The organism is Methanobrevibacter sp., assembly GCF_045611865.1.
Classification (GTDB): Archaea; Methanobacteriota; Methanobacteria; order Methanobacteriales; family Methanobacteriaceae; genus Methanocatella.
This window is the reverse complement of sequence record NZ_JAZKXX010000034.1, coordinates 11,638-37,140: the sequence shown is the minus strand read 5'-3', so window position 1 is coordinate 37,140 and position 25,503 is coordinate 11,638. Positions and strand designations below refer to the sequence as shown.

The window sequence follows — 25,503 nt, the reverse complement described above, 5'->3', positions numbered from 1 at the left end:
GGAGAATAGGTATTTTTGGGTTTCATATTAATATTTATTCTCCGTTTTACTATATATAATTATATATTGCTTATTTTTTCTAATCGATGTGAAATTTCAAGTGTAACTTAAAATAAATAATAATTAGATTATTTTAAGAGATTTTGTGTAAAAATAGAAATAAAAATAGATTTTTAAAAAATTTTGCAAAAATCAAATAGGATTTCTACAAAGCCTATTTATCAAAAAAAAGAAAAGTAGTTAAGATTAACTACTTTGCCAGAATATTTTATCTTGAGAGATAGGTTCTTTTAAAACACCTAAATCAACTTCCAAATTCATGAAGTCCATTACATCCTGTTTATAACTATCATCCAAACCATATATTAATGGGAAACCAGCCAATGCTTTTTTCTCAAGTTCAACATCACTAACGATATTGTCAGGCAAAAGACCTGCTGCCTCATCAGTGTTATTGTTAATGAACTCAGTAGCTTCCTTATGAATCTCTAAAATCTTTTGGGTTTCATTAGGATTGTTTTCAATGAATTTATCAGATGCCACAACAACACAACATGGGTGATTTGGCAAGATTTCTGCTGAATCTATTAATTCTTTTGCACCATTTTCCTCAGCAATAGTCACATATGGTTCAAAAGTAATCATACCATCAATGTTATTGGTTTTTAATGCATCATTCATTGATGGAACTTTCATTGCAGAAACTTTAACATCGTCAATAGACATTCCGTTTTGGTCCAAATAGTATGTAAGCAACATGTGTTGAATGGAAGCTTCACCAGGAGTAGCTATTTTTTTACCTGCAAGGTCTGAAACTGAATTAATTCCAGAGTCTTTAGCCACGACAATACCTGATCCTTCAGTTTGAGCGGCTGAAATAACTTTTACAGGAACTCCTTTTTCAATTGAAGATAAAACTGGAGTAATTCCGACATAACCAACATCAACTTCTCCACTAGCCATGGCAGTCATCAAATCACCACCATTGTTGAATTGAACTAGCTTGGTGTTGATGCCGTTTTCCTGAAACTTGCCCTGAGCATCAGCAACAAACAATGCCGCATCATGATCAGAAGGCAAATATCCAATTGTTACTGTGTCTGAAGAGTTATTCATCAAAAAGTATCCTCCAGCAACAACAATAACAATAATTGCTATAATGATTGCGATAATTTTATTATCCATTTTTTCACCAATTATTAATTAGACAAAAAAAAATAATTAAAGGTTTTGATTATTGTGGCTGAAAAGATGCGCAAGAACTTGAAAAATATTCGATGACAGCAGGTTTAAATGGTGTGAATGCTTTAAAAAAGAAAATGATTAGATTATGGTCGTCATTTAAAAAGAAATAACTTAACCACCATAAATTATTTGTACCAATTGTATCTCATCACCATCATTAATTACACTTTCTTCTATTGTCAACTCCCCATTTTGTTTTGCAACAATAGTTTGAGCAGATAATCCTAAATCATTTAATAGATTTTGTACTGTATAGTTTTCAGCTAATTCTTTTGTCTCATTTATATCTTTGAACTTTAAATTGAATTTCATAATATCACATTAACAATTGTTATTATTTTTCCATATATTTAAATATTATCATTTTTGACAGATAATCAAAAACAATATGAAATTTTATCATAATCAACTAAATAACAAAGTATTTATATCTTTAATTACAATTATTGATATTATGGATTAAATAACTATTGTTATATTTTCCATAACTCGGGTAAAAATTTATAACTAAAATTGTTTTTTTAGTCTCCAAAAAATAAAATATGAAAAAACACTAAAATATTAAATGAGTAGACATAAACTCCTTAAAACATAAGAGCATCATATGATGCTCTTAACAATTTAAAGGGATAATATGAACCTAGAAAATAAAATCAATATTGTAGAAAACATATTAAAAGATAAAAAAGTAGCCATTGGTTTTTCAGGCGGTGCCGACTCAACATTAATAGCTTATCTTGCATCAAAAGTTGCAAAAGACACACTAGCTATTACTATCAACAATCATTTATTCCCAAGTGATTTCATTGAAAATACCAAAAGAACTACAAATTCATTTAAAATAAAACATGAAATAATTGATATTGATTTTTATCAAGACGAAAAATTCCTTTCAAACGATTCTAGCAGATGTTATACCTGCAGAAACTTAATGTATTCTAAAATCAAAGAGTTGGCTGAAAAAAGAGGTTTTGACTTTATTTGTGATGGAAATAACATTAGCGATCTGGTGATTGACAGACCTGGAATTCTCATAACATATAAGAATAAATTCAATACACCTTTTATCAAAGCCAAGCTAACATCAAAGGAGATTCATGAATACCTAAACAAGAATAACATCCCCTATTCAAGATCAACTACATGTCTTGCAACTAGAATCCCAACAGATACACCAACCACTAAAGAAAAAATAAATAGAATTGGTTATTGTGAAGATTATATCTTATCAAATACCCAATGCGAAATAGTTAAGGTTAGAGATTTAGAAAAATATAGTATAGTTGAAGTGGATAACTTAGATGAAATTTTAAAAGACGATAAATTTAAGCTCATCAACGATGAATTTAAAAGGCAAGGCTTTAAAAATGTTGCGCTAAACTTATCCGAACTTGATGATGATGAATTCATATCTATAGACTATAATGATAACTCATTTTCATACCAACTTCCTTATACAATAAACATTGAAAATACAATGTTGCAACTTGAAAATGAGATTATTTCACACTCAAAAGAAAACATAACTGTTGAAAACATTGAAATATCTGAAAACGGATTGGTTAAAGGAAGTAATTTTGAAACTTACGAAGATGCACTAGATGCATTTATGGAAATATTACCAAAATTAAGAAGAAATATTAGGTGAAAAATATGCCAACAAGATACATTGGTGACGGATACTGGGAAATAGCTTCCCGTCAAATGAGTATAGTAACAAGAAGCGAACAAGAAAGATTTAAAGATGCCAAAATCACAGTCATCGGCTGTGGTGGAATCGGTGGAGAAACTATTGAAATGCTTGCAAGAATGGGTATTGGCGAGCTTGTTTTAGTTGATAAAGACGCATTTGACTTGTCAAACTTAAATAGACAAACTTTAGCCACAACTGCTGATTTAGGCCTTGATAAAAGTGCAGTTGCTAAAGAAAAAGTAAGATTAATAAACCCATACGTTAAAGTCACCACATTTAACGAACATGTTGATCAAACTAACATTGATAAAGTCATTGGTGACTCCAATATCGTGATTGATGCTCTTGACAATGTCCTAACCAGAGTTATTGTATCAAGAACAGCTAAAGAAAAAGGAATTCCTTACATCCACGGTGCAATCCACGGAACTATGGGACAAATTACAGTATTTTTACCTAATAGTGACAAGACATATGAAGAAATGTTTAACTTGCCTTCAATCGGTAAGGAATTAAATGATGAAACAATTGGAGCTTTAAAAAATGTAACTTCAGGTGTTCCACCAGTTATTGGACCTACACCAAACTTAATTGGTTGTCTTGAAGCATTTGAAGCTTATAAAATAATAACTGGCGTTGGCAAAGTCACTGTCGCTCCAAAAATATTAACATTTGATTTATTAGATTTGGGTTCATTTTCATTAGATGAACTTTAAATCATCTATTTTTCTAAATTTACTCGTTCAGGGGCAGTAAATATTGTAAATCTATTGTCTCTAACAAAACCAACCATTGTAATGTTTCCTGCACGAGCCACATCAATACCTGATGAAGCAGGTGCTGCATTTGAAATAATTATTGGTATTCCCACCCTTATTACTTTTATTAACATGTCAGCAGGCATTCTTCCACTATATGAAATGTAACATTTTGAAAAATCATATCCCTCTTTTGAGGCTGCTCCAATTACCTTATCCACTGCAACGTGACGGCTGACATCCTCACGTATTATAATTTTGTCTTCAAACTTTAATTGTGCAACATGTACTCCTGCAGTTTTTTGCCAAATTTTGGCTTCATCAGTCAAATGTTGAATATCTTTAATTATCTGAGTTGCATCGATTTTTAAATTAGAAGTGTTTTTTTCGATTGTTTTTAATTCTGATCTAATTCCTCCAGCATTATCTGAGTTTACTCCCTGATATTCTAGGAGTCTGCATACGCACGCATGCTCACAGTTGCCTTTTCTCTCTTGAACAATACCTTCTTGTTCTAAATCTTCTTCGGGATTGTGGGTAAGTTTAGTTGTAACCAGGACATTTGTTCCATCTAATTGAATGGATTCAATGTCTGAATAATCTTTAATTAATCCTTCACCAAGACAATAGCCAATTGCAAAATCCTCTAAATCCTTTGGATATGTTGAAAATTTCCTTGGAGGTAAATAATCAATGAACAAATAAGTATATTCATCATCAACACTGTTTTCTTTGATGGTTTTATATTCACCATCCTCCCATTTAATTACTTCAGTTTGTCTTAAAAATTCCATAATTAATTATATTAACAATTGTTATATTTAAAAATATTTAATTAAAAAAATAAAAAAAATATAAAAAAAGAAAGCTCAAAAAGAGCTTTAAGCTAAAAAAATTTTAATCAAGAAACAGAAGCAAAATATCCGCCCTGTACAAACTGTTTCACAATCAAATTACAAGTTGGAGATGCACAATACTTAATATTATTGGTCTTTAAGAACTTTCCAACATTACTTATTGCCGGATTTTTAGTACTGAAATTATCATCCCATGCTTTTGGTGCATAATAACCATTGAAATTACCATATTTATGAGAGTTCATTCCACCATTCCAACCAGCAGTATGCCAAATAGGAACACAAACAACATTCTTTGTCTTCAATAGATTTTGAACTGAACTAGAAGCCAATTCCCTAGTAGTTCCAGCGCAAAAACCATTATATATTGTTATAAGCACATAACCTGGAGGAACATTGTAATAATCTTCATAATGAGCATTTGCATAGGTGTCTCCAATGTGGACTTTCCAACCTAACTTTTTCAAAGCCTTAGCCAACTGCAATTTTATTGCATTTGAACCACCATCTGCATCGATCCATACTTTTTTACCTTTTAATCCATAAGGATTATTTCCTTTAAAGTTAAAATTAGGTTTGTGAGGAGAAATGAATGTTACAAAATTAGGTGCTTCCTTATGTTGATTAAAATAGTCTAATACACGAGAAACCATAACAACATAATCTTCATAAGCAATTTTACCCGCCACTGCATTAATATAATTTGGAACTCTTTTATTCTTTTTGATATAATTAACATTATTCTTAGCAATAGCCTTATATTTATTCTTAGTTACTGCAGCAGAATAAACCCCATCACTAAATTTAGATTTAGGGGCTTTAACTCCAGGAATTCCCTGAATCTGAGTGTTTTTTGATTTGCTTAATTGACTCATGGCCTTACTCATCAGATAATAGAATTCATGAATGGTTAATTTGTACCCTCCTGTAGTAACGGTAGTTGGTAAAACACTATTTTTTGAATAATATGATTTTACTTTGGTAGCACCATCCAAAATATTTTTAAGTGTTACAGTCCTATATTTCTTACTTAAAACAATAGAAACAGTATTTGATGAACTAGATGCCTTATACAGTGAATCCCCATTGAATTTATATTTTACAGTGTATATTCCAGTATTCAAATTTGGCAAATTTAGATAAGCATAACCCTTACTATCAGTCTTTTTGGAATAAGTTTTACCGTTAATAGTAATCTTAATATTTTTTCCGGATACTGCATATCCCAAACCATTGAGCAATCTAACTTTAATCTGTTTGGTATTCTTTTTAGCAAAAGTATAATCAGAAGTCTCTAACTTTGATGTAGTGGATGAGAGCACTTTAACAGTATTATTTTTAGTCAAACCATCCGCATTATATGAGGTTATAATATAACTGCCAGCTTTAAGGTCAGCTAATGATAGACTAGCCACTCCATTCTTATCAGTCTTAACAGTATAGTTTGTTCCATCAATCTCAAATTTGACATTTTGGTTAGATAAAACTTCACCATTACTTTTTAAAAATGTTGCACTGAATTTCCTTGCATCAGTGCGAACCTTACTAATGTCATTTGCTTTAATTGTTGATAAAATTTTAAAATTTGTAGTTGATTGGTAATTGGTACTTGGATTAATCGCAACAATTTGATAAGTGCCAGGTGTAAGATCTATATCTAAAGAAACAACACCATTACCATCCGTTTCAACAAATCTTGTAACATTATCCACAATTATTTCAACAGGAGTATTTGCTAAAACATCCCCCTGATTGTCTGTGAATGTTGCTGTATAATTTTTACTTCCTTTATAATATTTAGTAACATCACTTTGTTTTATAGTATCTTCAAGCACCACTGCAGAAGAGCTATCAGTTGCATCCTCAGAAGGTGTGACTTGGCTGTCTCCCCCATCATTTAAAGAATCAACATCTTCAACAGTTAATAAATTATCTGAACCGCCAGATATCGAAATTTCTGATGTATAGTCCACTAAGCCAGCATCATATGAATCAGCGAAATTTACATCGCTAGCTGAAATTACACTAAGTGATAATATTATCGTGAGCGATAAAAATACAGCGAATAATAAATGTTTGTTCAAAATAATTCGCCTCCATAACAATTATTTTTACAGAAAATATTGGTTAAACAATATTTATCTTAAATGTGTTATATAAACATTTTCATTGAAAAAAGCATTATTCATCCTTATTTTAAAAAATAGACTTGAAATTAACTCCAAATCAAAATTAAGTATTGAAATTCCATTAACCAAGGATTATTTTAAAAATTATGTTAAAAAAAAGATAGGAAATAAGCTCATAATTTTAATCATTGAACGAATAATCATATGAGCCCTATAAGTGGATACTATAATAATTCTTTTCTTAAATCAATAGTATCTTTTAAATCCGGACCAGTTGAAATAATAGTGACTGGTACTCCAGTTTCAGTTTGAATATCTTCAATGAAAGCTTTGGTTTCTGCAGACAACTCACTATAGTCTTGTACACGAGCACAATCAAATAATTTGTCCACACAAGTTAAAGCAATTTGAGTAGCTCCGTTGATTCTGCAAGACTCTTTAGCAAGCTCCATGTCAAAGTAACCGATTCTTCTACGCCTTCCAGTTACAACACCATATTCTTCAAGGCCTTTACTTTCTGCTTCTTCTTGAGTCATTTCTGTTGGGAACGGACCCTCACCAACACGAGAAATATATGATTTAAATACATTAATGACCTCATCAATCTTAGTTGGTCCAACACCAACATCTGCAGCGAATGTAGATGCAGTAGTATCTTTACTGGTTACATAAGGATAACTTCCATAATAAAGTGATAGAGCAAAACCTTGAGATCCTTCAATAAATACATCCTCACCATTGTCAATAGCTTCATTGACTTCAAGTGAAACATCAGTGATGTACTCCTCTAGTTCTGGAACATCACGAGCTAAACCAATAGTCCTTAATACCCTATCAGAGTTTGCTGGTCCGCATCCGGAACCAGTACTTCCTATTTTTTTAGCCAAATATTCGGAATTTTTATCTCTGGACATGTGATCCTCATTAATTATAGCACATCTAGGATCAACACACATTCTTTCTTTAACATCATATTTTTTTAAGTCTTCAAATTCTTTAAATAATACATCAGGATTAACTAAAACACCAGCACCAATCATAAGCTTAGCACCAGTATGTACAAATCCAGATGGGGTTAATCTTAAACCATATTTTTCTCCGTTAAACTCAACGGAATGCCCCGCATTTGGTCCAACACCTGCACGAGCAATAATGTCTGGTTTATCGGCATCACAAAGATAAGTAATACATTTTCCTTTACCTTCATCCCCCCATGCTCCGCCAACTAAAATACTACAAGTCATTTAATAACTCCTTAAACATTAATAGATTGAAAATTTAGAAAATTTCCATAACACTAATATTATGTCATTTATAATTAAAAAGCTTTTTGAATATGGCTCCTTTCGGAAAAGGTAATTCCGTTAATATAATTATAAATATAATGTTAAATAGAAATTTATAATACTATTTAAAAAAAAACTCAAGGTTGTATTCGTATGCATGTTGAAAGACAATACAGAGAATTGGAAAAAATTGAAGAGGTTCACGTTTACAACATGAACTGGAACGAAATCTATATTCCTACTCCTCCTATAAAGAAACCTGAAAAGATTCGTTTCAGCAATGTTATTAAGCATGTCCCTTCAGATATTAACATATTTGAACCAATCGAGGACAGTGATGATTTTATTGTCGAAAGAATTGGTTGGAATTTTCTTCAAAGAGTAAATGTGACTCAAGATGATGTTTCAGGATGCAAACTTAGCCAAATTTCACCATTTTACTATAAAATATTTGGCAATGCTTTAAGGGAAGTTTATGAAACCAAACAAACAAAAGCAATGAGAGTTTTCTACTATATCAGTAATAGAATTCAAACACTTGCAAATATCCACATCACTTGTGATGAAGGCTTGCTTTATTTGATATCTGATTTAAATACCAGTGCAAATAATAAAAGTACTGAAGAACAAAAAAAAGAAGAAGCTGAAAGCAAAGCTAATTTAATAGAATATTTCTCACAAACAGGCAGTTTCTATAAAACACAAGATGAATATACCTGGACCCCAGGTATTTACAACATCATCAACCGTTCTAAAGAACCAAATGATGCCAACTATAACATTATTTTTGATTTGGTAATTCCAGAAGATAGGCCATTGGTTGAAGAGTTAATAGAAACCATGAGCCCTGAAACTGATAGCTATGAAAATATTCTACGTATTAAAACTCCTGGGGGAAACATCAAATATTTAGACGCTTATATTTACTCTAAATTTGATGAGAATGGTGATGTAATCAGCCATTATGGTTTATTTAAAGACATTAGTGTTGATACAAATAAACACATGACAAGACCTATAGATTTCATGTTAAATGGATTTAATCATCAATCAAGATTATCCCTTCTTGTAGAACCTTTAAGTAGAAGATATGAATTTTCAGAGGGTTTCTACAAAATGATTGAAATTCCTAAAGATAAATATGTCCACACTCGAGACGTTATTAAAAACATCATTGAGGAAGATGTTAGAAAAGACATTGAAAAATTGATTGACGGTGAAATCAATGAAGTTAATGCAGTCTTTACATACAAGGTAAATGATGATGAAAACAACACAAAAATATGTGAAATATTCATTGAAAGATTCAACTACGGTAATAAAGAACACAGCATAGGATTTTTAACAGACATTACTCTTTCACGAAAAAAACAACAGGAATTAATCAAATCCAATGCAACCAAAAACATTTTAATTAAAGAGGTGCATCACAGAGTTAAAAACAACTTGCAAGTGTTGAGCAGTTTCTTAAACCTTGAGAGAAGAGAATATAAAGACAATCCAAATCGCATATTGGACAACATGCAAGCACGTTTATCTTCACTTGCATTACTTCATGAAAAAACTTACAACACTGAAGACTTTATTAACATTAACCTTGGCGACTATATGAAAGACCAAGATGCAACCCTTCACACATTATTTGGAGCAAAAGACATTAACTTTACATCAGATGTTGATCCAGAAATACACCTGTCAATTGATGTAATTACACCACTGCTTCTAATAGTTGATGAACTGACAATGAATGCAATCAAACATGCATTCCCCGACCCGGATATGCCTAATAAAACAATATCTAAAAAGATTAAAATGCTTGACGATCACATATGTGAATTGATATTAAGCGACAATGGAGTTGGATTAAAAAACCCCGAATCCTTAATTAACCATAATTTAGGTTGGGAAATTATCAATAATCTAACCAGACAAATCAATGGAGAGCTTGAAATTTTAGACTGTGAAATTGGAACAGGTTTTAAAATTGTATTTCCAGTAAACTTCGAGCACACAATAGAATATCACAGACAATTGTGGGGAGGCGACTAAAATGAGAATTGAAAAAGACTATAGGAAATTAGAAGACCTTGAAGAAATCCACATATTTGACATTACTGAAAAGGAACTATTCGTTCCTACTCCCCAAGAATTTGAAGTTACTGAACTTCCTTTTGAAAAAACATTGAAAAACATTACGAATGATATTGACATATTCATACCTTATGAAGATGGGAAAGATTTCATAATTCACAGATTAGGTTTGGGGGCTCTTTCAAGGGGTGAAATCGAACATTCCGATGCTGCTGGACGTTTACTTAGTAAAACTTCACCTGGTTTTTATAAAATATTAGCTGAACCGTTAAGGGAAGCCTATCAAACTAAAAAAATTAAAAAGATGAGATTTTATTATCACTTCCATGAAAAATTGGCAAGATTTTCAAATGTTAAAATCGTTTATGATATGGACAGATTAGTATTAATCTCAGATCACAGAGACAATGAAGAAAGCAGATTACATATTCCAAATGAAGATGAATACAATGAAAAAGCTAACTTGATTGAATATTTCTCTCAAACTGGAAGTTACTATAAAATAAATGACAGATATGCATGGACTCAGGGTATTTATAATATCATTAATCGTCCAAGAGAAGAAAACGATGAATATTACAACATCGTTTTTGATTTAGTGATTTCAGAAGACAGACCCCTAGTTGAAAAAACGCTTCGAGAACTGGATAGTGGAAGAGAAACATATGAAACAATACTCAGAATTAGAACTAATGATGGGACACTCAAATATATTGAAATCAATCTTTACTCTAAATTTGATGAAAATGGAGATTTAGTAAGTCGTTATGGATTATTTAAAGATGTAAGTACTGATTCCACTAGGAAAATGACCAGACCTGTTGATTTTTTACTTAAAGGGTTTAAAAACAGTAAAAAATTAGCATTGATGATTGAACCACTAAGTAAAAAACAACATGAATTTTCAGAAGGGTTCTATTACCTAATTGAGATTCCTCCTGAAGAGTACCAACACGGTCGTGATGTAGTCGACGATATTGTTGAAGAAGATGTCCTGTGCAAACTTAAAGAATTAATTAACGGTAAACGTGACGAATTTTCTGGAAAATTCACATATAATGTGCATGGTGACGAAAATAACCAAAAAATGTGTGAAATATATATCGAAAGATTTGAATTTGGTCAGGAAACACACAGTATCGGGTTTTTAACTGACGTTACCGAAGAAAATCATCAAAAACAAGAATTAATCGAAGCTAACGAACACCAAACTATTTTGATTAAAGAAGTTCACCACAGAGTTAAAAACAACTTACAAGTTCTAAATAGTTTCTTAAACTTAGAAAAAAGAGCATATAAAAATAAACCAAACATAATTATTGACCATATGCAATCAAGATTATCTTCACTTGCTATTCTTCACGAAAAAACATACAATACCACTGACTTTAAGAATATCAACTTAAGTGAGTATATCATAGACCAAGACAGCCAGCTTAGAGGTTTGATTGGACTAAGAGATGGTATTGAATTTGAATCTGAAGTAGATGAAGATTTAAATCTAAGCATTGAAGTTATTACACCATTACTTTTAGTAATTGATGAATTAACTATGAATGCTATTAAACACGCATTCCCCGATAAATCAGTGCCAAACAAAAAAATAACCAAGAAAATAACTAGAATTGATGAAGACACAGCACAATTGATTCTTAGAGACAATGGAGTAGGTATTGAAGACCCTAAAACAGTGACCAAGAATCTTGGATGTGAAATTATCAAAAATTTAACAAAACAACTTGATGGACATATTGAATTATTCCAACATGAAAACGGAACTGGATATAGATTAATTTTCCCAATAAACATGGAACACACAATTGAAGGATAGTTTAAAAATAAACTATAAATAATATGAACAATATATAATAGAAACTGTTAATTGGAAGGTATAAAATGAATGAAAGAATATTAGTTGTAGAAGACGAAGCTATTACTGCATTAGATTTAAAATATAGCTTAGAAGAATTAGGATACGAAGTTATTGATACTGTTGATACTGGACAAGCTGCAATCGATACAGCTGCAGAACAAGTTCCAGATGTTGTTTTAATGGATATTAAATTGAAAGGAGACATGGAAGGTATTGAAGCAGCAGCAGTAATTTCAGAATGGAATATTCCAATAATTTACTTAACTGCTAACACAGATACTGATACTTTCGAAAAATCAAATGTCAAAGGATCATACGGATTTGTTTCAAAGCCATACGACATTAACAAGCTTGACAAAACATTGAAAATCACTATTAACAGGGCAAAACTTGAAGCAAAAAAATTAAATGATGCGAGCGGTTTTACTGAATAGTAAGATTTAAATGACTGAATTAACATTAATAGAAGGCAAACCTAAAGTATTTCTAATCAGTTCAGATAAGGAATTAATCAACGAAATCCGAGAATATGTTGAAGGATATGATTACGAACTAGCAGGTTATGCTGGAACTGAAGGAGATATTTTCGCAGAAATTGATGAAAAATCTCCCAACTTACTTTTTTTAGATACTGACATCGAAGGTATCGATTTATTGGATTTAGCTGGAGATTTGGAACTTTTTAATGTTCCAGTCATAGTAATTGTTGGAATGCGTTTTGACGAAACAATTGACCAATTATTAACAAGTAATCCATTTGGCTACTTATTAAAACCACTTGAAGAAGGAGAAGTGCAAAGGTCAATGGCTGTTGCACTTAAAAAACACGAACAAAACATTTTAAGTGTAAAATATGCTCAAGATAAAATAAAAGAAAAAAATATAGAACTTGTGATTGAAAAATCAGACTCCAGTTTTCTTTTAATTTTATGTGTGGCGCTGATTATCTTAGCTACTTTAACCAAAAACGCAACCTGGCTTCAATGGTTACTATTAGTCCCAACACTAGCTATGCTTATCAACTCACTTGTAAGTATTAAAAAACAAAAAGGCATAATACCTTACGAAGAAGGAGAAGAGCCTTTTATTAGTATATTTATTCCTGCACACAACGAAGAATTCACAATCGAATCCACTGTTAGAAGTGTTTGCGGATGCGTATATGAAAAAGATGGTGAACCTAATTTTGAGTTAATCGTGGTAAACGATGGATCCACCGACAGTACTGGAGAAATATTGGCTAATCTTAAAAACGAATTTCCCCAACTAAAAATCGTAACAAGACACCCTCCAAGGTCCGGGAAAGGAAAAGGATTTGTTTTGAACGATGCACTGACCCTATCAAGAGGACATATTGTTGGAGTATTTGACGCAGATACTCAAGTGAAACCTGATTATTTATCAACAGTTGTCAAATACCTCAATGGTGATGTTGACGGCGTACAGTCAAGAGTTAAAATGTTTAACAAAAATGAAAACTTTTTAGCCCGTATGCAACATGTTGAATTTGCAAGTTTTGGAAATACATTAATAGCTAAGGATAACCTTGATAAAACTGGATTTTTAGGTGGAAATGGGCAATTTGTAAAAAAACAAGCCATTATAGACTGTGGAAGATGGGATGGTTTTGCAGTAACTGAAGACTTAAACCTTGCTATTAAAATTATTTTAAATGGTGGAAAAATACGTTACTGTGGTGAATGTGCAGTATACCAAGAAGCAGTTACAGAATGGAAGGCATTTTTCAGACAAAGAGTTAGATGGGCTATTGGTAACTTTGAAACATTGTTTGTTTACTTGCCCCAAATATTAAGAGCAAAAATATCAATTGCAAAGAAATTCAATGTTATAGAACACATTTCATTCTACAGTTTTAATTTATTAATCTTTTTTGGATTTATTGTAAGTATCATTAATGTAATTTCATGGTTTTTATTCCACAATGTTACAATCATAAGGATGGAAGCACCATTCATTGTTGGTATCCTATCCGTTATTTCATTCTTCCCAGGAATTATTTTAGCTCTTTCAAGAGATAAACCTGGAATTCAAGAATTTGCTAAAGATTTAATCAAATATTATGTTTATTGTTTCCATTTAATTCCATTATTTTTCTTAACCATGGTAGAAATGATGACTAGAAAAGAAAGAAAATGGGCTAAAACTGTGCATAAAGGAGGTAAAAAATGAGACGAAAAGACATGTTCCATGGATTAATAATTATAATTATCATAATAATTATTGCTGCAAATATTAATGGAATTAATAGTTTTTTAAGTGTTCAAACTGATAAGACCGTTGAATTTGGACATAGCGTATCAGTGGTTCCTCATGCTTGGAATACAACCGAAGAATTAAACTTAACTAATCAATCTAAAACTCCAGATGCAATAACCAACGAATATGTTTTCATAGACCATTGGGATGATTGGCCTGAAGACCATATTACGGCCATTTCGGAAGCCAAATTTAGAGCTATGGAAGATGGCGGTTATAAAGTCTTAAAAAATGAGTATTCCACAATGTCCGGTGTTAAAGTATCAAAACAGTATTTCTCAAATCCTTCAAGAGATAATGATAAAGTTTGGAGCCATATTGGTGTAAATTACGTGTTCCCTAAAGAGGATACAAATTATGCAATACAAGTTCATTACTTCACATCCCACGATTACAATAACACTACATTCTTAAAAGAAGTAGACGACCGTATTGAGGATGATATGAGTAACATTCACAATAATGATTATAAAGCATTTGCATCTATGATAAGACACGGCTTTGAGTTCATATCCGAACTATCATTTAAGCATAAATAGCATTGATAATTTTAATAGATATTGAAAATGAATTAAATATAATATCTATTAAACTAATTTTTTTAATAGGCAAAAATAAAATTAAGTAAAGTTATTTTTTGGTATAGATTAGCGGATGATTTTCACACATTGGGTCTTTAATTATATTTCTTTTCATATGATAATTTAAAAAGTAAAGCATCCATTCATTAGATAATTCCCGTAGGCTTAAATCATCAAGCCTTTCAAAAGGTGTGAAGAAATCCATCTGATTTCCACCAACAGCAATAGCCATCTCTTCACATTCGACTAACATGAAAAAGTCACAGCGAATGTTATGAATGCTAAATTCTTCCTCGCCAGAAATAATCTTATCCTTTTTATAATTATAAAAAAAGGTGTTTAAATATTCAAAATCGATGAATTTAACCTCTTTAACATTGAAAGTGAATTCCTCACTAAGCAATTGGTTTTTATAATCATATTTAGATAAAAAATCAATGTCCCAAATGTTATTGTAAAAAGCAGCGAAAAATGAATCTTCTGCAAAACGAACAGTCAAAGAAACATCCCCACCAGATTTTGGATTTCCAAGCTCAACATCTCTAAAAGTTAAATAAATTGAGTCCTGAGATATTTCAAGTGCTGTCCATTTACCTGAATTAACAATTACATCACGAATTAATTTTAAAGACCGTGTATTCATTTTAACACCTAATTTGTGAAAACATCATATGCTCCTTCAATTTCATATTCCTTTTCACCATTAAAAGATTTGTCCCATTCAAATGGATTAATCATTATTTGGTTGTTAATTGTTTCATCCCAATCAATGGCAAATCCCCCATCTTTTAAAGATTCTGCAACAATTTTACCTATCTTTAATGCTTTATTTTCATCATCTTCAAAATCGCCGAAGGTGATTTTTAAACTGTCTTCAAGCAAACACTCTTCAATATCATCAAAGGTGTAAAAACAAAATCCCTCTGGATTGAATTTGTTATTTCTAAGGTGAACATATAATTCAAACACATCGGCTACACCTTCTTCAATATCAAATCCGCAATTGTGAATTGCTACAATGCCTTTTTCAGCTAAATTAATGAAAACATCTTCCAATTTATCAAAATTAACATTTGAAGATTCATTTAAAGGAACATCAATTTGAGAAAAATCCAACTCCTCCTCAATAAATTGATCTTCCAAGATTTCAACGATTTCATCATGGCTGAAAAACCCTGATTTAGAAAGCAACTCAACTAGATAATCAATTTCCTCAACTAAATCAGGATCCATATTCTCACTATTCATCTTCTTCATCATACATTAAAATACGAGTTACATTACCCCTTTCGGTAAAACCAACAATAATCCTGCTTTCACCAATTTTAGCTACTGCAAAATCATCATGTGGCTTAAATCCATATCCTTTAAGTTTTGTATAAGATTCAAAAGCAATTTTAGGATAAACTTTAAAGTTTTTCTGGAAGTTGTAAAAGGTATTTCTGAATTTTATAAGTGAATCATCGCTTTTAATTAAATCTGATTTAATGGCTACAAATATGTCCAAACCTTCTTCAGATACTGCATAGTATGCATCCATTTTAAGGAGAGATGTTGCAGTCATTGTAATAGTATGACAAGTTTCAAAACTTAAGCTAATTACCGGTGAGTTAAACTCAGGAAAACCGAATTTATCCCCAATTTCTTTTATTTCACAAGCTGATTTGATTAAATCTTTTCCAAAGATATCTTCATTATCCCATGCCCAAGACCATTGATTTAAATCTTGTGAATAAAATCCTAAAATTTGAACTGGAAATTCCATATCTCCAAAGTAAATTATGCCTTTTTCAATATCTAAATCTCCAATAGTTTCCCCAATAAATTCTGAGAAGTTTTCTTGTTTTTCTAATGCTAAGGCACCATATTTAGAAAAAACTACTTTAAATGTATCTCCTTCTTCAATAGCTACTGGTTTTTCAATTTGTTTCAACTTTAACACCTAAAATTCTAATTTTGAAATCCTATCCATTGCTTCTTTAGTATTTTCTAATGTGTTAAATGCAGTGAGTCTTAAATAACCTTCACCACTTGGACCGAATCCGGAACCTGGAGTTCCAACGACATTAGCTTCATTTAATAATAAATCGAAAAATGCCCATGAATCCATATCATTAGGAGTTTTCACCCAAATATAAGGGGAACTTACTCCACCACAAACTTCAAGACCAATATCAGTTAAGCTTTCACGGATTATTTTAGCATTTGCCATGTAATAGTCAACAACTTCTTTAATTTGTTTTTGACCTTCAGCAGTATAAGTTGCTTCAGCAGCTTTTTGAACAGGATATGATACTCCATTAAATTTAGTTGTTTGTCTTCTGTTCCATAATGGATTAATTTCTACTTCATTACCTTCACTGTCATATCCCATTAATTCTTTAGGAACAACTGTGTATGCACAACGGGTTCCTGTAAAACCTGCAGTTTTTGAATAACTTTTAAACTCAATTGCAACTTCTTTTGCTCCTTCAATTTCATAAATAGTATGAGGAACATCATCCTCATTGATGAAAATTTCATAAGCTGCATCAAACAATATTACAGCCTTATTCTCTTTTGCCCAATCCACAAATACTTTTAACTGGTCTTTAGTTAAAGTAGTACCTGTTGGATTATTTGGGTAACATAAATAAATAATATCTACTGGTTCAGATGGAAGTTCTGGAACAAATCCATTTTCAGTATTGCATTTAAGATATGTTAAACCTTCATACATACCATCATCACCCATTTCACCAGTTCTTCCAGCCATTACATTAGTATCAACGTATACTGTATAAACTGGGTCAGTTACCGCAATCTTATTATCAATGCCAAATATCTCCTGAATGTTACCAGTGTCACATTTTGCACCATCACTAATAAATACTTCAGATGTGTCAAGAGATACACCATATTTTTCATAATCATTTTTAATAATAGCTTCGGCTAAAAAACTGTAACCTTGTTCTGGACCGTATCCCATGAAAGTATCTGCTTTGCCCATTTCATCAACAGCAGCTCTAAAAGCATCAACAACAGCTGGAACTAATGGTTTTGTAACATCCCCTATACCCATTTTAATAACATCAGCATCAGGATTATTTTTTATAAATTCAGCTTCTCTTCTAGCAACTTCCACAAAAAGGTAACTGCTTTTCAATTTAAGATAATTTTCATTAATTTTAACAACCATGATTAATCTCCGTTATGAATTATTAATCTAATTTATATTTGATTTTAAGAATATATAAAATAATTGATTGGAAAAATAATAATATTTAAATGAATAAGATTACATAGTTATATTTATAATAAATAAGGGTTGGGAAATAATGAACGTAATTACAATTTTAATTTGGATAACAATTGCAATAATTGCAATTATCGCCATTATAGTTGTTAAATTACACTATAAGGGCTCAGAACTTGAGAATGACGAAGGATCAATACTTCCAGACACTGGAGCCATAAATGAAATACTTTCAAGTGGAAAACAAAATAATAATTCTTATCCAAATAATAGACGTAGTTTATCTCCCAAAAAACCCGCGAATAATTCATCATTTTTTTCAAGAAGTACAAATGTAGCTCCTAAAAATGATGATTATATTGTTCCTCAAAAAGTTGAGGAAAATAATTTACAAAATTATGAATATGAATCACAAAATCAAGTACTTGTTGATTATGGAAATACTGTTGAAAAATTCCAAGAACCAATTAAACAAAATCAGATGGATATTATGACTCAAAATAATAAAGATAAAACCGAATTAAAAGATTTATTCACTATTGATGAATTAATCAAAGAATCAAAAAGAAAAGATAGTGAAAGAGAAAAAGAATCACAAAAAATCACTAGAGATGAAGATGAAGATTTAACTGAAATAAAAGAAAGTATTAAAAGAAATCGTGAAAATAAAACTGAAGAACCTCTCATTGAAGAAATCATTTCAGAAGAAGAAAAAGAAGAAACAATCAGCGATTTAGTTAAAGATTCACCTAGTGAAGAAGTTAAAACTGAAGAAAAACCTTTAGAAGTAACTACACAAAAAGACATTGATGAAGCAATTATTACCGCTTCAAAAGAAAGTGAAGAAGAGATTACAAGCATCTCAGAAGATAAAAACATTACTGATGTTTTACTTGACTCAAATGATGATTCAACCGATATTCCAAATGAAGAAATCAAGGAACCTGCTTTAAAAACACCAAGTAAAGTAGGTGAAAATAAAGACTACAAACTAGGAGCATCAATCGATGATGCTAACTTATTTGAAAATGATGACAATGATATGGATTTAGATTACAGAAAAGATTTAGACAGAGTTGCAAACAAAATCAAAGGATCTAAAATATTCCAAGAAGTTAAAGAAAAATTGAAATCCGATGAAGAAACATCCCCAATTAGTGATGAAACATACATCAGAAATGTTAATGAATACGATGAATTTGAACCAATTATCAATGAAACTCATATTGATTATGATGAATTGCACGTAGTAAGCGAAGAAGATAGATTAAGACGTGAAAATACTCGCAGGGTCTTTAACATGGCTAAAAAATCACCTGAACCAGAACTTGCTCAACCAAAAATTGGTGCTATAAAGGATAAGCCTACCCGAGACAACATAAAAATTACAATCAACAATAATGATGAAGTGCTTAAGATAGGTGATGAAATCATATTTAATCACTTAGGAGAAACCTATTCAAGCCAAGTTTATGCTATAAACGGTGATGACATCTCTGTCAAGTACAGACGTCAAAACATTACTATCAAACCAAGTGATGTTAAAAAAATATATTAAATCGAGTTATTTTAAAAAATAACTCACACATTCTCTTTTTTTAAAACCAAACCGCTTTTTTAAATATCTAATTTTTAAATAAAATGTGTTAAAAACATGGTATTTTTGTGGAGAAGGACTATTTTTCACCAGATTAACTGGACCTGGAAAAGTTTGGATATAAACCATGCCAGTCAGCAAACTAGCTGATGCTATAATTCCTTACTTACCAGAACCGCGCAAATAGAAGTTTATTTTAAAAAAATAAACTTTTTTATTCTTTTAACTATTCATGATTAATTCTATAGCTACCATCCTCAACAATATATTTAGGAACACTTATTTTTAAAGAACGAATAATATCCAAATAAAAATTATCAAGTTCTCTATCTGCATAAGGATAGGTAAATTCAAAAATGTAGAGATTATTATCTTCCACATATAAAAATTCATTACGTCTGAATTCATTTTCCCCATCTGAAAAAGAAGAAATAATCATATAATAAATATCATCATTTATAGGTATGAACTCAGATGCAACTAGATTAATTCTTTCGTTGCTTTTAATATTCTTTTCAATATCTTCCCTAATATCCGGAAGACCTGCCAATGTAGGTGTTGTAGAAAATTTAATGGACATTGGAATTTTAGTATTTACCAAATATAACTCTGTAAATTCATCTTTAGCATTAACTGCCTCAAAATCCTTTGGCATTATGAGAGTTGAAAAACCATTTGTAAACATAGTCATTTTAATCACCTATTTATGGGCAAAGTAGAATATTAACTCATCATCTTTAATTTCATCTAGCCTTGCAAATCCAACTCTTTCAAATTGAACTACATCTCCAACGCTTAAATCACGAAGTGCACCTTCACCAAGACCTTCTTTTATGGATGCATCATCCATGACTATTTTCACATTAATATTGTCTTCAATCGGAACCCATTGTATGATTCTAGCCTTAACTGCTCTTGCATCTTCAAATGAAGTGGAATGATAAACAATATTATCACCATTAATTTCAACATTGACAGCATCCATTAATCTGAATATTCCATCGTTAATGTCTTCTTTAGCCAAATAAGCACTTCCATCAAATGGCAAAACACGGTTACCCCTATCCATGTGGTCTGCATGAAGTGGCCTTTCGATGTCAACTTTACCATCACTGTAACCATCAACTGTTATCTTTACAGGCTCTTCACAGAAGAAATATCTGTTGGCTACTGGTTCCAGAAAGTTGCGGTTTAATCCATAGATTTTCTTCCAACTAATAGCTGAATCGGCCATTTTAACACCGATTTCTGTAATCAGATTGTAGATGGTTCTTGGGTCAATTCCTCTTCTTGCAACTGCCCTTAAGGTACCTAATCTTGGGTCATCCCATCCTGAGTATGTTCCATCTTCAATACCCTCTTTTGCTTTGGAGGTACTTAATGCAATATCCTCCATTTTAAGTCTACCATAATGGATGAATTCTGGTAAATCCCATCCCATATGATCATATAAGTATTTTTGTTTCTCAGTATTAGCCAAGTGGTCTTTTCCTCTTAAAACATGAGTCATACCCAGTAAATGGTCATCTACAGCGACAGAAAAGTTCATCATAGGATAAATTCTGTATTTTGTTCCTAAGCGAGGATGCTCTTCATCTACCAATCTCATTGCAACCCAGTCACGAATAGCTGGATTTTTGTGATTGATGTCTGTTTTAACTCTTAGAACTGCTTCACCAGCTTCCATAGTGTCAAATTTATCCCATAACTCCAAATTCTTTTCAACACTATTGTCACGGCAAGGGCATGGTTTACAGTTATCTTTAAGTTCTTTAAATGTTGCACCATCACAGGTACACATGTAAGCTGCACCCTTTTCAATTAATTGACGAGCATAATCATAATAAATTTCAAATCTGTCAGATTGATAAACTATTTCATCAGGATTGATTCCAAGCCATTTTAAATCCTCAGGAATCATTTCATAAGCAGGTTCAAATACCCTTTTTGGATCTGTATCTTCTATTCTTAAAATTAATTTACCGTTATGTCTTTTAACATATTCTCCATTTGGAACGGCAGCTCTTGAATGTCCTATATGCAATGGCCCACTTGGATTTGGAGCAAATCTTAAAACAATGTTTTCATGAGTTCCAGGAAGTTCTTGAAGACCTACTTCTTTAGTTTTTTGTTTTTTCTCTTGAACTTCAATGCCCAATTTTTCCATTTCACTAGCTTGTTCTTCTGGACTTAAAGCATTTACTTTTGCTACAATTTTACCAGACATCGGACCAATTTCTTTTGCTTTACTTCTAAGTTCCGGTTCGTTTGACATGATTGAACCCATTACAGCACCAGGATTTGCACTTCCTTTATGTTTAGCTGCGTTTAATAAAGCATGTTTATAAATAATTTCTTCTAAATCATTCATTTAATCATCACAATTTAAATTATATTAATAAAAATAAGCAATATTATTTATTTATTTGAAGATATATAAATATAATGAGAGTAGTTATTAAAAAATTAGGAGTTAGATAAATCCTTAGGTCGATACGATGAGTGATGCTATAACAAAAGCAAAACAATATATTGAAGAAGAAAACTACAGTGAAGCTATTAAAATAGCTCGTAAAAGACATGGCAAAGATGATATCGAAGAATATCTAGCAATTCTTGATTTATTAATTGATAATGATTATTTACCTGCCCTGGAAGAAAAAGGAATGTATTACCAGTATTATGATGAAAGCCATGATGATGGAGATTATGGTGAAAAATACTTTGATGCATACCTTCAAAAACAACCACGCTCCATTAACACATTGTGTGACAAGGCAATGTCTCGTTTTAACAAAGGTAAAATTGATGAAGCTTTAGAATATATGGATAAAGCAGAAGAAAAGTATTCATCTTATAGCAGAATTGAAAAACCTAGAATCAGCAAAAAAGAAGTAAAAATGGCAAAAATTGAGTTGTTAATTCAATCCAAAAAATATGAGGATGCATTAACTAATCTTAATAACTACGAAAATCAAAATGGATATGATGAGAAAGTTAAATCCTATAAAGGATTACTTTTACAGAAAAATGGAAAAAATGAGGAATCCCTTGAATATTTGGATGATGCATTAAAAGAAAATGAAACAATACTCATCAATAATTCAAAAGGTGATGCATTATATTCCCTTGGAAGATACAAAGAAGCTTTAAAATCATATACTACTTGCATTAAATACGAAAATGAAGTTACTGATGATTTGGGATTAATAACAAATTTCAATTATAAGTCCGCTTATTGTGAAATAAAACTGGGAAATGAAGAAGAAGGCGTTAAATACTTAAATAAAACAATTAATATGTTAAATGAACATGGACGACTTCCAAAAGATATTGAAGCCATTTATCAAAAATGTTCTTTTGAAAAAGAAAGAATAATGAAAAAAGGTATCGAGGATAGTGAATTTAAACAGAATAAATTCCTCCCATCAAAATATGCGATTCTTATTTTAATTATTATTTTAATTTTATATGTTATACTGAAAATATTTGGATATTGAATCTCAGGTGTTGAAGGTGATTAAAATGAGGCTGGGAAAAACTAATTTAGAAGTAAATAAAAACGGATTTGGAGCTCTGCCAATCCAGAGATGCAGTATTGAAGAATCAACTGAAATTCTAAAAGCTGCATATGAAAACGGAATAAACTTTTATGACACAGCCCATTTCTACACAGATAGTGAAGAAAAGATTGGTCGTGCATTAAGTGACGTGAGAGATAACATTTATCTTGCAAGTAAAAGTGCAGCAGAAACTGTAGAAGACTTTTGGAGTGATTTGGAAACATCTCTTAAAAGCATGAAAACAGATTATCTTGACCTGCATCAATTCCACAACATATCCTTTTGTCCAAAGGAAGATGATGAATTATATAAAGCAATGCTGGAAGCAAAAGAACAGGGTATGGTAAGACATATTGGAATTACCACCCACAAAATCACACATGCCCATGAAGCTCTTGACAGCGGATTATACGAAACACTGCAATACCCATTTTCATACTTAAGTGGCGAGGAAGAAATAAAATTAGTTGAAAAATGTAGAAAACTGGATGTCGGATTTATTGCAATGAAGGCAATGGGTGGGGGACTGTTGAAAAACTCCAAAGCAAGTTACGCATTTTTAAATCAATTTGACAATGTCCTTCCAATATGGGGAATTCAGAAACTAGAGGAACTTAATGAATTCTTAAGCTATGATGAAAATACTGTTTTGGATGATAATTTAAAATTAACCATTGAAAATGATAAAAAGGAACTTGGAGAAAACTTCTGTAGAGGTTGTGGATACTGTATGCCTTGTCCTGAAGAAATCAACATCAGTTTATGTGCCAGAATGTCACTTTGGATTAGAAGATTTCCCACAGAACCTTACTTAACTGATGAATATCAAGAGATTATGGAAAAGACTACTAGCTGTACAGAGTGTTACTCATGTGTAGATAAGTGTCCATACGAATTAGACATTCCAAAACTTTTAAAAGAAAATTATGATGATTATCAGAACGTATTGGCAGGAAAAGTGAAAATATGAAACAATGTATTGAAAATCCAAATGATGTTGACTGGCTAAGCTTTTGGGCCGAAAGGTTGGAAGGTAAAATAAATAAAGACTGGGATAAGGCCGCACCAGGATTCTTTAAAAGAACCAGAAAAGACGATTATCAGGATGCACTGTTTGATATGCTAATTTTAGATGAAAACGATACTGTCCTGGATGTTGGCTGCGGTGAAGGATCAGTTACCATACCAATCGCCAAAAGAGTTAAAAAAGTAATCGGAATTGATTCATCACCTAAAATGCTCGAATTTTTAGAAAAAAGAGCTAATGACAACAATATTGATAATATTGAAACTATCTTAAAACCGATTGAAGAGATAAATTACGATGAGATTGGGGATGTTGATGTTGTTGTTTGTTCAAGATCACTAAATGGAATAATTCCAATTGATGAAGTTTTAAGAGAATTAAATAAAATTGCAAATAAATATGTCTTCATAACTATTTTTGGACCTGAAAATAAGAAAATAGAAAAGGATTTCGATGAAGAACTTGGAATAAAAACAGAAGACTTTCCGGATTACAATTATTTCTTCAATATACTATTTAATATGGGAATTTATGCAAATATCGAACGCTTTGACTTGAATAATTATCGTGAGTATGATAGTATTGAAGAAGCAGTTGACAACGGCAAATTCCGACTTGACTTATACTCTGATGAACAAAAAGAACTTTTAAAAGAGTATTTGGAAAGAATTCTCACTTATGATAAAGAAACTGGGAAATACTATAATGTTGAAGATAAGGCTGATTGGATAATGGTTTGGTGGAAAAAACAACATGAATAGTCTAAGAAAAGCCAAAATTGAAGAATCGGAAAAAATATTGAATTTTTATCAAAATATTGTCTATTCAATAGAAGGCACACAATTCAAACCAAAATGGAGCAAGTATTATCCTAATTTAGAATTTATCAAAAGCAGCATTGAAAAACAGGAACTGTATGTCTATAAAAAAGATAGTGACATAATTGGCTGCGTCGTTTTGAACAATAGATTTGACCCAGAATATGACAATATTGACTGGATTGTTGAGGCAAAACCAGAGGAGATTGTTATAATCCATACCTTTGCAGTGACTTCAGATTTAGCAGGAAAAGGAATTGGAAAAGAAATATTCCGCCAAATAAAAAACAATGCCCTAAAAAATAATCAAAAAACGATCCGACTTGATATTATCGATGGAAATATTGGTGCTCAAAAGGTTTTTGAGAAATTTGGATTTAAATATATAGATACTGTTGAAATATTCCACGATATTGTTGGATTGGAAAAATTTCATTTATATGAACATATCTTAGAAAAATGAAAAAAAACAC

Annotated in this window: 23 protein-coding genes; 12 read left to right on the top strand and 11 right to left on the bottom strand. The window is 31.3% G+C overall.

The genetic code is table 11. The features are described 5' to 3' along the window. Nucleotides 1-246: 246 nt before the first annotated feature. Both ACKI32_RS03560 and ACKI32_RS03555 read right to left on the bottom strand, forming a co-directional pair. Complete coding sequence (locus tag ACKI32_RS03560; protein WP_407413567.1) at nucleotides 247-1,185, bottom strand: ABC transporter substrate-binding protein; 939 nt, start codon at nucleotides 1,183-1,185, stop codon at nucleotides 247-249. Between the two features lie 171 nt (nucleotides 1,186-1,356). Continuing rightward, on the bottom strand, nucleotides 1,357-1,557 hold the full coding sequence (locus tag ACKI32_RS03555; RefSeq protein ID WP_407413565.1) for a MoaD/ThiS family protein: 201 nt from the start codon (nucleotides 1,555-1,557) through the stop codon (nucleotides 1,357-1,359). A 322-nt stretch (nucleotides 1,558-1,879) separates the two neighbouring features. Here ACKI32_RS03555 and ACKI32_RS03550 point away from each other — a divergent pair, with 322 nt between their 5' ends. Together ACKI32_RS03550 and ACKI32_RS03545 are read left to right on the top strand one after the other, a co-directional pair. Continuing rightward, entirely contained in the window at nucleotides 1,880-2,893 is a 1,014-nt protein-coding gene (locus ACKI32_RS03550; protein WP_407413563.1) for a 7-cyano-7-deazaguanine synthase, read from the top strand. Nucleotides 2,894-2,898: 5 nt separating this feature from the next. Beyond that, a complete protein-coding gene (locus ACKI32_RS03545) occupies nucleotides 2,899-3,654 on the top strand; it encodes a HesA/MoeB/ThiF family protein (RefSeq protein WP_407413561.1) in 756 nt (251 codons plus the stop codon). Nucleotides 3,655-3,659: 5 nt separating this feature from the next. Here the strand turns inward: ACKI32_RS03545 and fdhD are convergent, their stop codons facing one another. The 3 genes from fdhD to ACKI32_RS03530 all read right to left on the bottom strand — a co-directional run bounded on the left by fdhD (nucleotide 3,660) and on the right by ACKI32_RS03530 (nucleotide 7,926). Next, the gene (gene fdhD / locus ACKI32_RS03540) at nucleotides 3,660-4,490 is read right to left on the bottom strand and encodes a formate dehydrogenase accessory sulfurtransferase FdhD (protein WP_407413559.1); all 831 of its coding nucleotides are present in this window, start codon (nucleotides 4,488-4,490) and stop codon (nucleotides 3,660-3,662) included. Between the two features lie 107 nt (nucleotides 4,491-4,597). Next, nucleotides 4,598-6,637 carry an Ig-like domain-containing protein gene (locus ACKI32_RS03535; RefSeq protein WP_407413557.1) on the bottom strand — a complete coding sequence of 680 codons (2,040 nt, stop codon included), beginning with the start codon at nucleotides 6,635-6,637 and terminating at the stop codon, nucleotides 4,598-4,600. 269 nt (nucleotides 6,638-6,906) lie between these two features. Further along, nucleotides 6,907-7,926 carry an adenylosuccinate synthetase gene (locus ACKI32_RS03530; protein ID WP_407413555.1) on the bottom strand — a complete coding sequence of 340 codons (1,020 nt, stop codon included), beginning with the start codon at nucleotides 7,924-7,926 and terminating at the stop codon, nucleotides 6,907-6,909. 195 nt (nucleotides 7,927-8,121) lie between these two features. Between ACKI32_RS03530 and ACKI32_RS03525 the strand changes: the two genes are divergently transcribed. The 5 genes from ACKI32_RS03525 (at nucleotide 8,122) to ACKI32_RS03505 (ending at nucleotide 14,748) form a co-directional block, all read left to right on the top strand. Further along, a complete protein-coding gene (locus tag ACKI32_RS03525; RefSeq protein WP_407413553.1) occupies nucleotides 8,122-10,017 on the top strand; it encodes a histidine kinase dimerization/phosphoacceptor domain -containing protein in 1,896 nt (631 codons plus the stop codon). Nucleotide 10,018: 1 nt separating this feature from the next. After that, on the top strand, nucleotides 10,019-11,890 hold the full coding sequence (locus ACKI32_RS03520) for a sensor histidine kinase (protein ID WP_407413551.1): 1,872 nt from the start codon (nucleotides 10,019-10,021) through the stop codon (nucleotides 11,888-11,890). Nucleotides 11,891-11,955: 65 nt separating this feature from the next. After that, nucleotides 11,956-12,366, top strand: coding sequence for a response regulator (locus tag ACKI32_RS03515; protein WP_407413549.1), 411 nt, complete (start codon nucleotides 11,956-11,958; stop codon nucleotides 12,364-12,366). Nucleotides 12,367-12,376: 10 nt separating this feature from the next. Further along, on the top strand, nucleotides 12,377-14,122 hold the full coding sequence (locus ACKI32_RS03510; RefSeq protein ID WP_407413547.1) for a glycosyltransferase: 1,746 nt from the start codon (nucleotides 12,377-12,379) through the stop codon (nucleotides 14,120-14,122). Further along, nucleotides 14,119-14,748: a hypothetical protein gene (locus ACKI32_RS03505; RefSeq protein ID WP_407413545.1), complete on the top strand. Its 630-nt coding sequence runs from the start codon at nucleotides 14,119-14,121 to the stop codon at nucleotides 14,746-14,748. The genes ACKI32_RS03510 and ACKI32_RS03505 overlap by 4 nt, the downstream gene beginning before the upstream one ends. A gap of 91 nt (nucleotides 14,749-14,839) precedes the next feature. Here the strand turns inward: ACKI32_RS03505 and ACKI32_RS03500 are convergent, their stop codons facing one another. Genes ACKI32_RS03500 through ACKI32_RS03485 form a run of 4 tightly spaced genes read right to left on the bottom strand, consistent with a single transcriptional unit; the run spans nucleotide 14,840 to nucleotide 17,968 of the window. Next, on the bottom strand, nucleotides 14,840-15,433 hold the full coding sequence (locus ACKI32_RS03500; protein ID WP_407413543.1) for a hypothetical protein: 594 nt from the start codon (nucleotides 15,431-15,433) through the stop codon (nucleotides 14,840-14,842). Nucleotides 15,434-15,441: 8 nt separating this feature from the next. Next, nucleotides 15,442-16,023, bottom strand: coding sequence for a DUF6891 domain-containing protein (locus tag ACKI32_RS03495; RefSeq protein WP_407413541.1), 582 nt, complete (start codon nucleotides 16,021-16,023; stop codon nucleotides 15,442-15,444). Between the two features lie 7 nt (nucleotides 16,024-16,030). Then, nucleotides 16,031-16,732 (bottom strand): DUF6882 domain-containing protein, encoded by a 702-nt coding sequence (locus ACKI32_RS03490; RefSeq protein ID WP_407413539.1) that lies wholly within the window; start codon nucleotides 16,730-16,732, stop codon nucleotides 16,031-16,033. Continuing rightward, nucleotides 16,733-17,968 carry an LL-diaminopimelate aminotransferase gene (locus ACKI32_RS03485; protein ID WP_407413537.1) on the bottom strand — a complete coding sequence of 412 codons (1,236 nt, stop codon included), beginning with the start codon at nucleotides 17,966-17,968 and terminating at the stop codon, nucleotides 16,733-16,735. A 139-nt stretch (nucleotides 17,969-18,107) separates the two neighbouring features. Between ACKI32_RS03485 and ACKI32_RS03480 the strand changes: the two genes are divergently transcribed. Then, the gene (locus ACKI32_RS03480; protein ID WP_407413535.1) at nucleotides 18,108-19,583 is read left to right on the top strand and encodes an ATPase; all 1,476 of its coding nucleotides are present in this window, start codon (nucleotides 18,108-18,110) and stop codon (nucleotides 19,581-19,583) included. A gap of 265 nt (nucleotides 19,584-19,848) precedes the next feature. Here the strand turns inward: ACKI32_RS03480 and ACKI32_RS03475 are convergent, their stop codons facing one another. Continuing rightward, nucleotides 19,849-20,313: a hypothetical protein gene (locus ACKI32_RS03475; RefSeq protein WP_407413533.1), complete on the bottom strand. Its 465-nt coding sequence runs from the start codon at nucleotides 20,311-20,313 to the stop codon at nucleotides 19,849-19,851. Nucleotides 20,314-20,322: 9 nt separating this feature from the next. Further along, nucleotides 20,323-21,993, bottom strand: coding sequence for a glutamate--tRNA ligase (locus ACKI32_RS03470; protein ID WP_407413531.1), 1,671 nt, complete (start codon nucleotides 21,991-21,993; stop codon nucleotides 20,323-20,325). A 127-nt stretch (nucleotides 21,994-22,120) separates the two neighbouring features. On the opposite strand from ACKI32_RS03470, the gene ACKI32_RS03465 reads away from it, so the two are divergent. From ACKI32_RS03465 to ACKI32_RS03450, 4 genes are read left to right on the top strand one after another with little or no spacing between them, the layout of a single operon-like run. Further along, complete coding sequence (locus tag ACKI32_RS03465; RefSeq protein ID WP_407413529.1) at nucleotides 22,121-23,122, top strand: tetratricopeptide repeat protein; 1,002 nt, start codon at nucleotides 22,121-22,123, stop codon at nucleotides 23,120-23,122. Between the two features lie 16 nt (nucleotides 23,123-23,138). Beyond that, entirely contained in the window at nucleotides 23,139-24,155 is a 1,017-nt protein-coding gene (locus tag ACKI32_RS03460) for an aldo/keto reductase (RefSeq protein ID WP_407413527.1), read from the top strand. Then, nucleotides 24,152-24,973 (top strand): class I SAM-dependent methyltransferase, encoded by an 822-nt coding sequence (locus ACKI32_RS03455; protein WP_407413525.1) that lies wholly within the window; start codon nucleotides 24,152-24,154, stop codon nucleotides 24,971-24,973. Before ACKI32_RS03460 ends, ACKI32_RS03455 begins: the two co-directional genes overlap by 4 nt. Next, the gene (locus tag ACKI32_RS03450) at nucleotides 24,966-25,493 is read left to right on the top strand and encodes a GNAT family N-acetyltransferase (RefSeq protein ID WP_407413523.1); all 528 of its coding nucleotides are present in this window, start codon (nucleotides 24,966-24,968) and stop codon (nucleotides 25,491-25,493) included. The genes ACKI32_RS03455 and ACKI32_RS03450 overlap by 8 nt, the downstream gene beginning before the upstream one ends. Nucleotides 25,494-25,503: the final 10 nt, after the last annotated feature.

Coding starts and splice junctions, on each gene's coding strand:
- ACKI32_RS03560 (WP_407413567.1), bottom strand. CDS start 1,185: ATGGATAATAAAATTATCGCAATCATTATAGCAATTATTGTTATTGTT.
- ACKI32_RS03495 (WP_407413541.1), bottom strand. CDS start 16,023: ATGGATCCTGATTTAGTTGAGGAAATTGATTATCTAGTTGAGTTGCTT.
- ACKI32_RS03555 (WP_407413565.1), bottom strand. CDS start 1,557: ATGAAATTCAATTTAAAGTTCAAAGATATAAATGAGACAAAAGAATTA.
- fdhD (WP_407413559.1), bottom strand. CDS start 4,490: ATGGAATTTTTAAGACAAACTGAAGTAATTAAATGGGAGGATGGTGAA.
- ACKI32_RS03550 (WP_407413563.1), top strand. CDS start 1,880: ATGAACCTAGAAAATAAAATCAATATTGTAGAAAACATATTAAAAGAT.
- ACKI32_RS03475 (WP_407413533.1), bottom strand. CDS start 20,313: ATGACTATGTTTACAAATGGTTTTTCAACTCTCATAATGCCAAAGGAT.
- ACKI32_RS03520 (WP_407413551.1), top strand. CDS start 10,019: ATGAGAATTGAAAAAGACTATAGGAAATTAGAAGACCTTGAAGAAATC.
- ACKI32_RS03485 (WP_407413537.1), bottom strand. CDS start 17,968: ATGGTTGTTAAAATTAATGAAAATTATCTTAAATTGAAAAGCAGTTAC.
- ACKI32_RS03480 (WP_407413535.1), top strand. CDS start 18,108: ATGAACGTAATTACAATTTTAATTTGGATAACAATTGCAATAATTGCA.
- ACKI32_RS03450 (WP_407413523.1), top strand. CDS start 24,966: ATGAATAGTCTAAGAAAAGCCAAAATTGAAGAATCGGAAAAAATATTG.
- ACKI32_RS03500 (WP_407413543.1), bottom strand. CDS start 15,433: ATGAATACACGGTCTTTAAAATTAATTCGTGATGTAATTGTTAATTCA.
- ACKI32_RS03455 (WP_407413525.1), top strand. CDS start 24,152: ATGAAACAATGTATTGAAAATCCAAATGATGTTGACTGGCTAAGCTTT.
- ACKI32_RS03505 (WP_407413545.1), top strand. CDS start 14,119: ATGAGACGAAAAGACATGTTCCATGGATTAATAATTATAATTATCATA.
- ACKI32_RS03545 (WP_407413561.1), top strand. CDS start 2,899: ATGCCAACAAGATACATTGGTGACGGATACTGGGAAATAGCTTCCCGT.
- ACKI32_RS03465 (WP_407413529.1), top strand. CDS start 22,121: ATGAGTGATGCTATAACAAAAGCAAAACAATATATTGAAGAAGAAAAC.
- ACKI32_RS03530 (WP_407413555.1), bottom strand. CDS start 7,926: ATGACTTGTAGTATTTTAGTTGGCGGAGCATGGGGGGATGAAGGTAAA.
- ACKI32_RS03525 (WP_407413553.1), top strand. CDS start 8,122: ATGCATGTTGAAAGACAATACAGAGAATTGGAAAAAATTGAAGAGGTT.
- ACKI32_RS03515 (WP_407413549.1), top strand. CDS start 11,956: ATGAATGAAAGAATATTAGTTGTAGAAGACGAAGCTATTACTGCATTA.
- ACKI32_RS03470 (WP_407413531.1), bottom strand. CDS start 21,993: ATGAATGATTTAGAAGAAATTATTTATAAACATGCTTTATTAAACGCA.
- ACKI32_RS03510 (WP_407413547.1), top strand. CDS start 12,377: ATGACTGAATTAACATTAATAGAAGGCAAACCTAAAGTATTTCTAATC.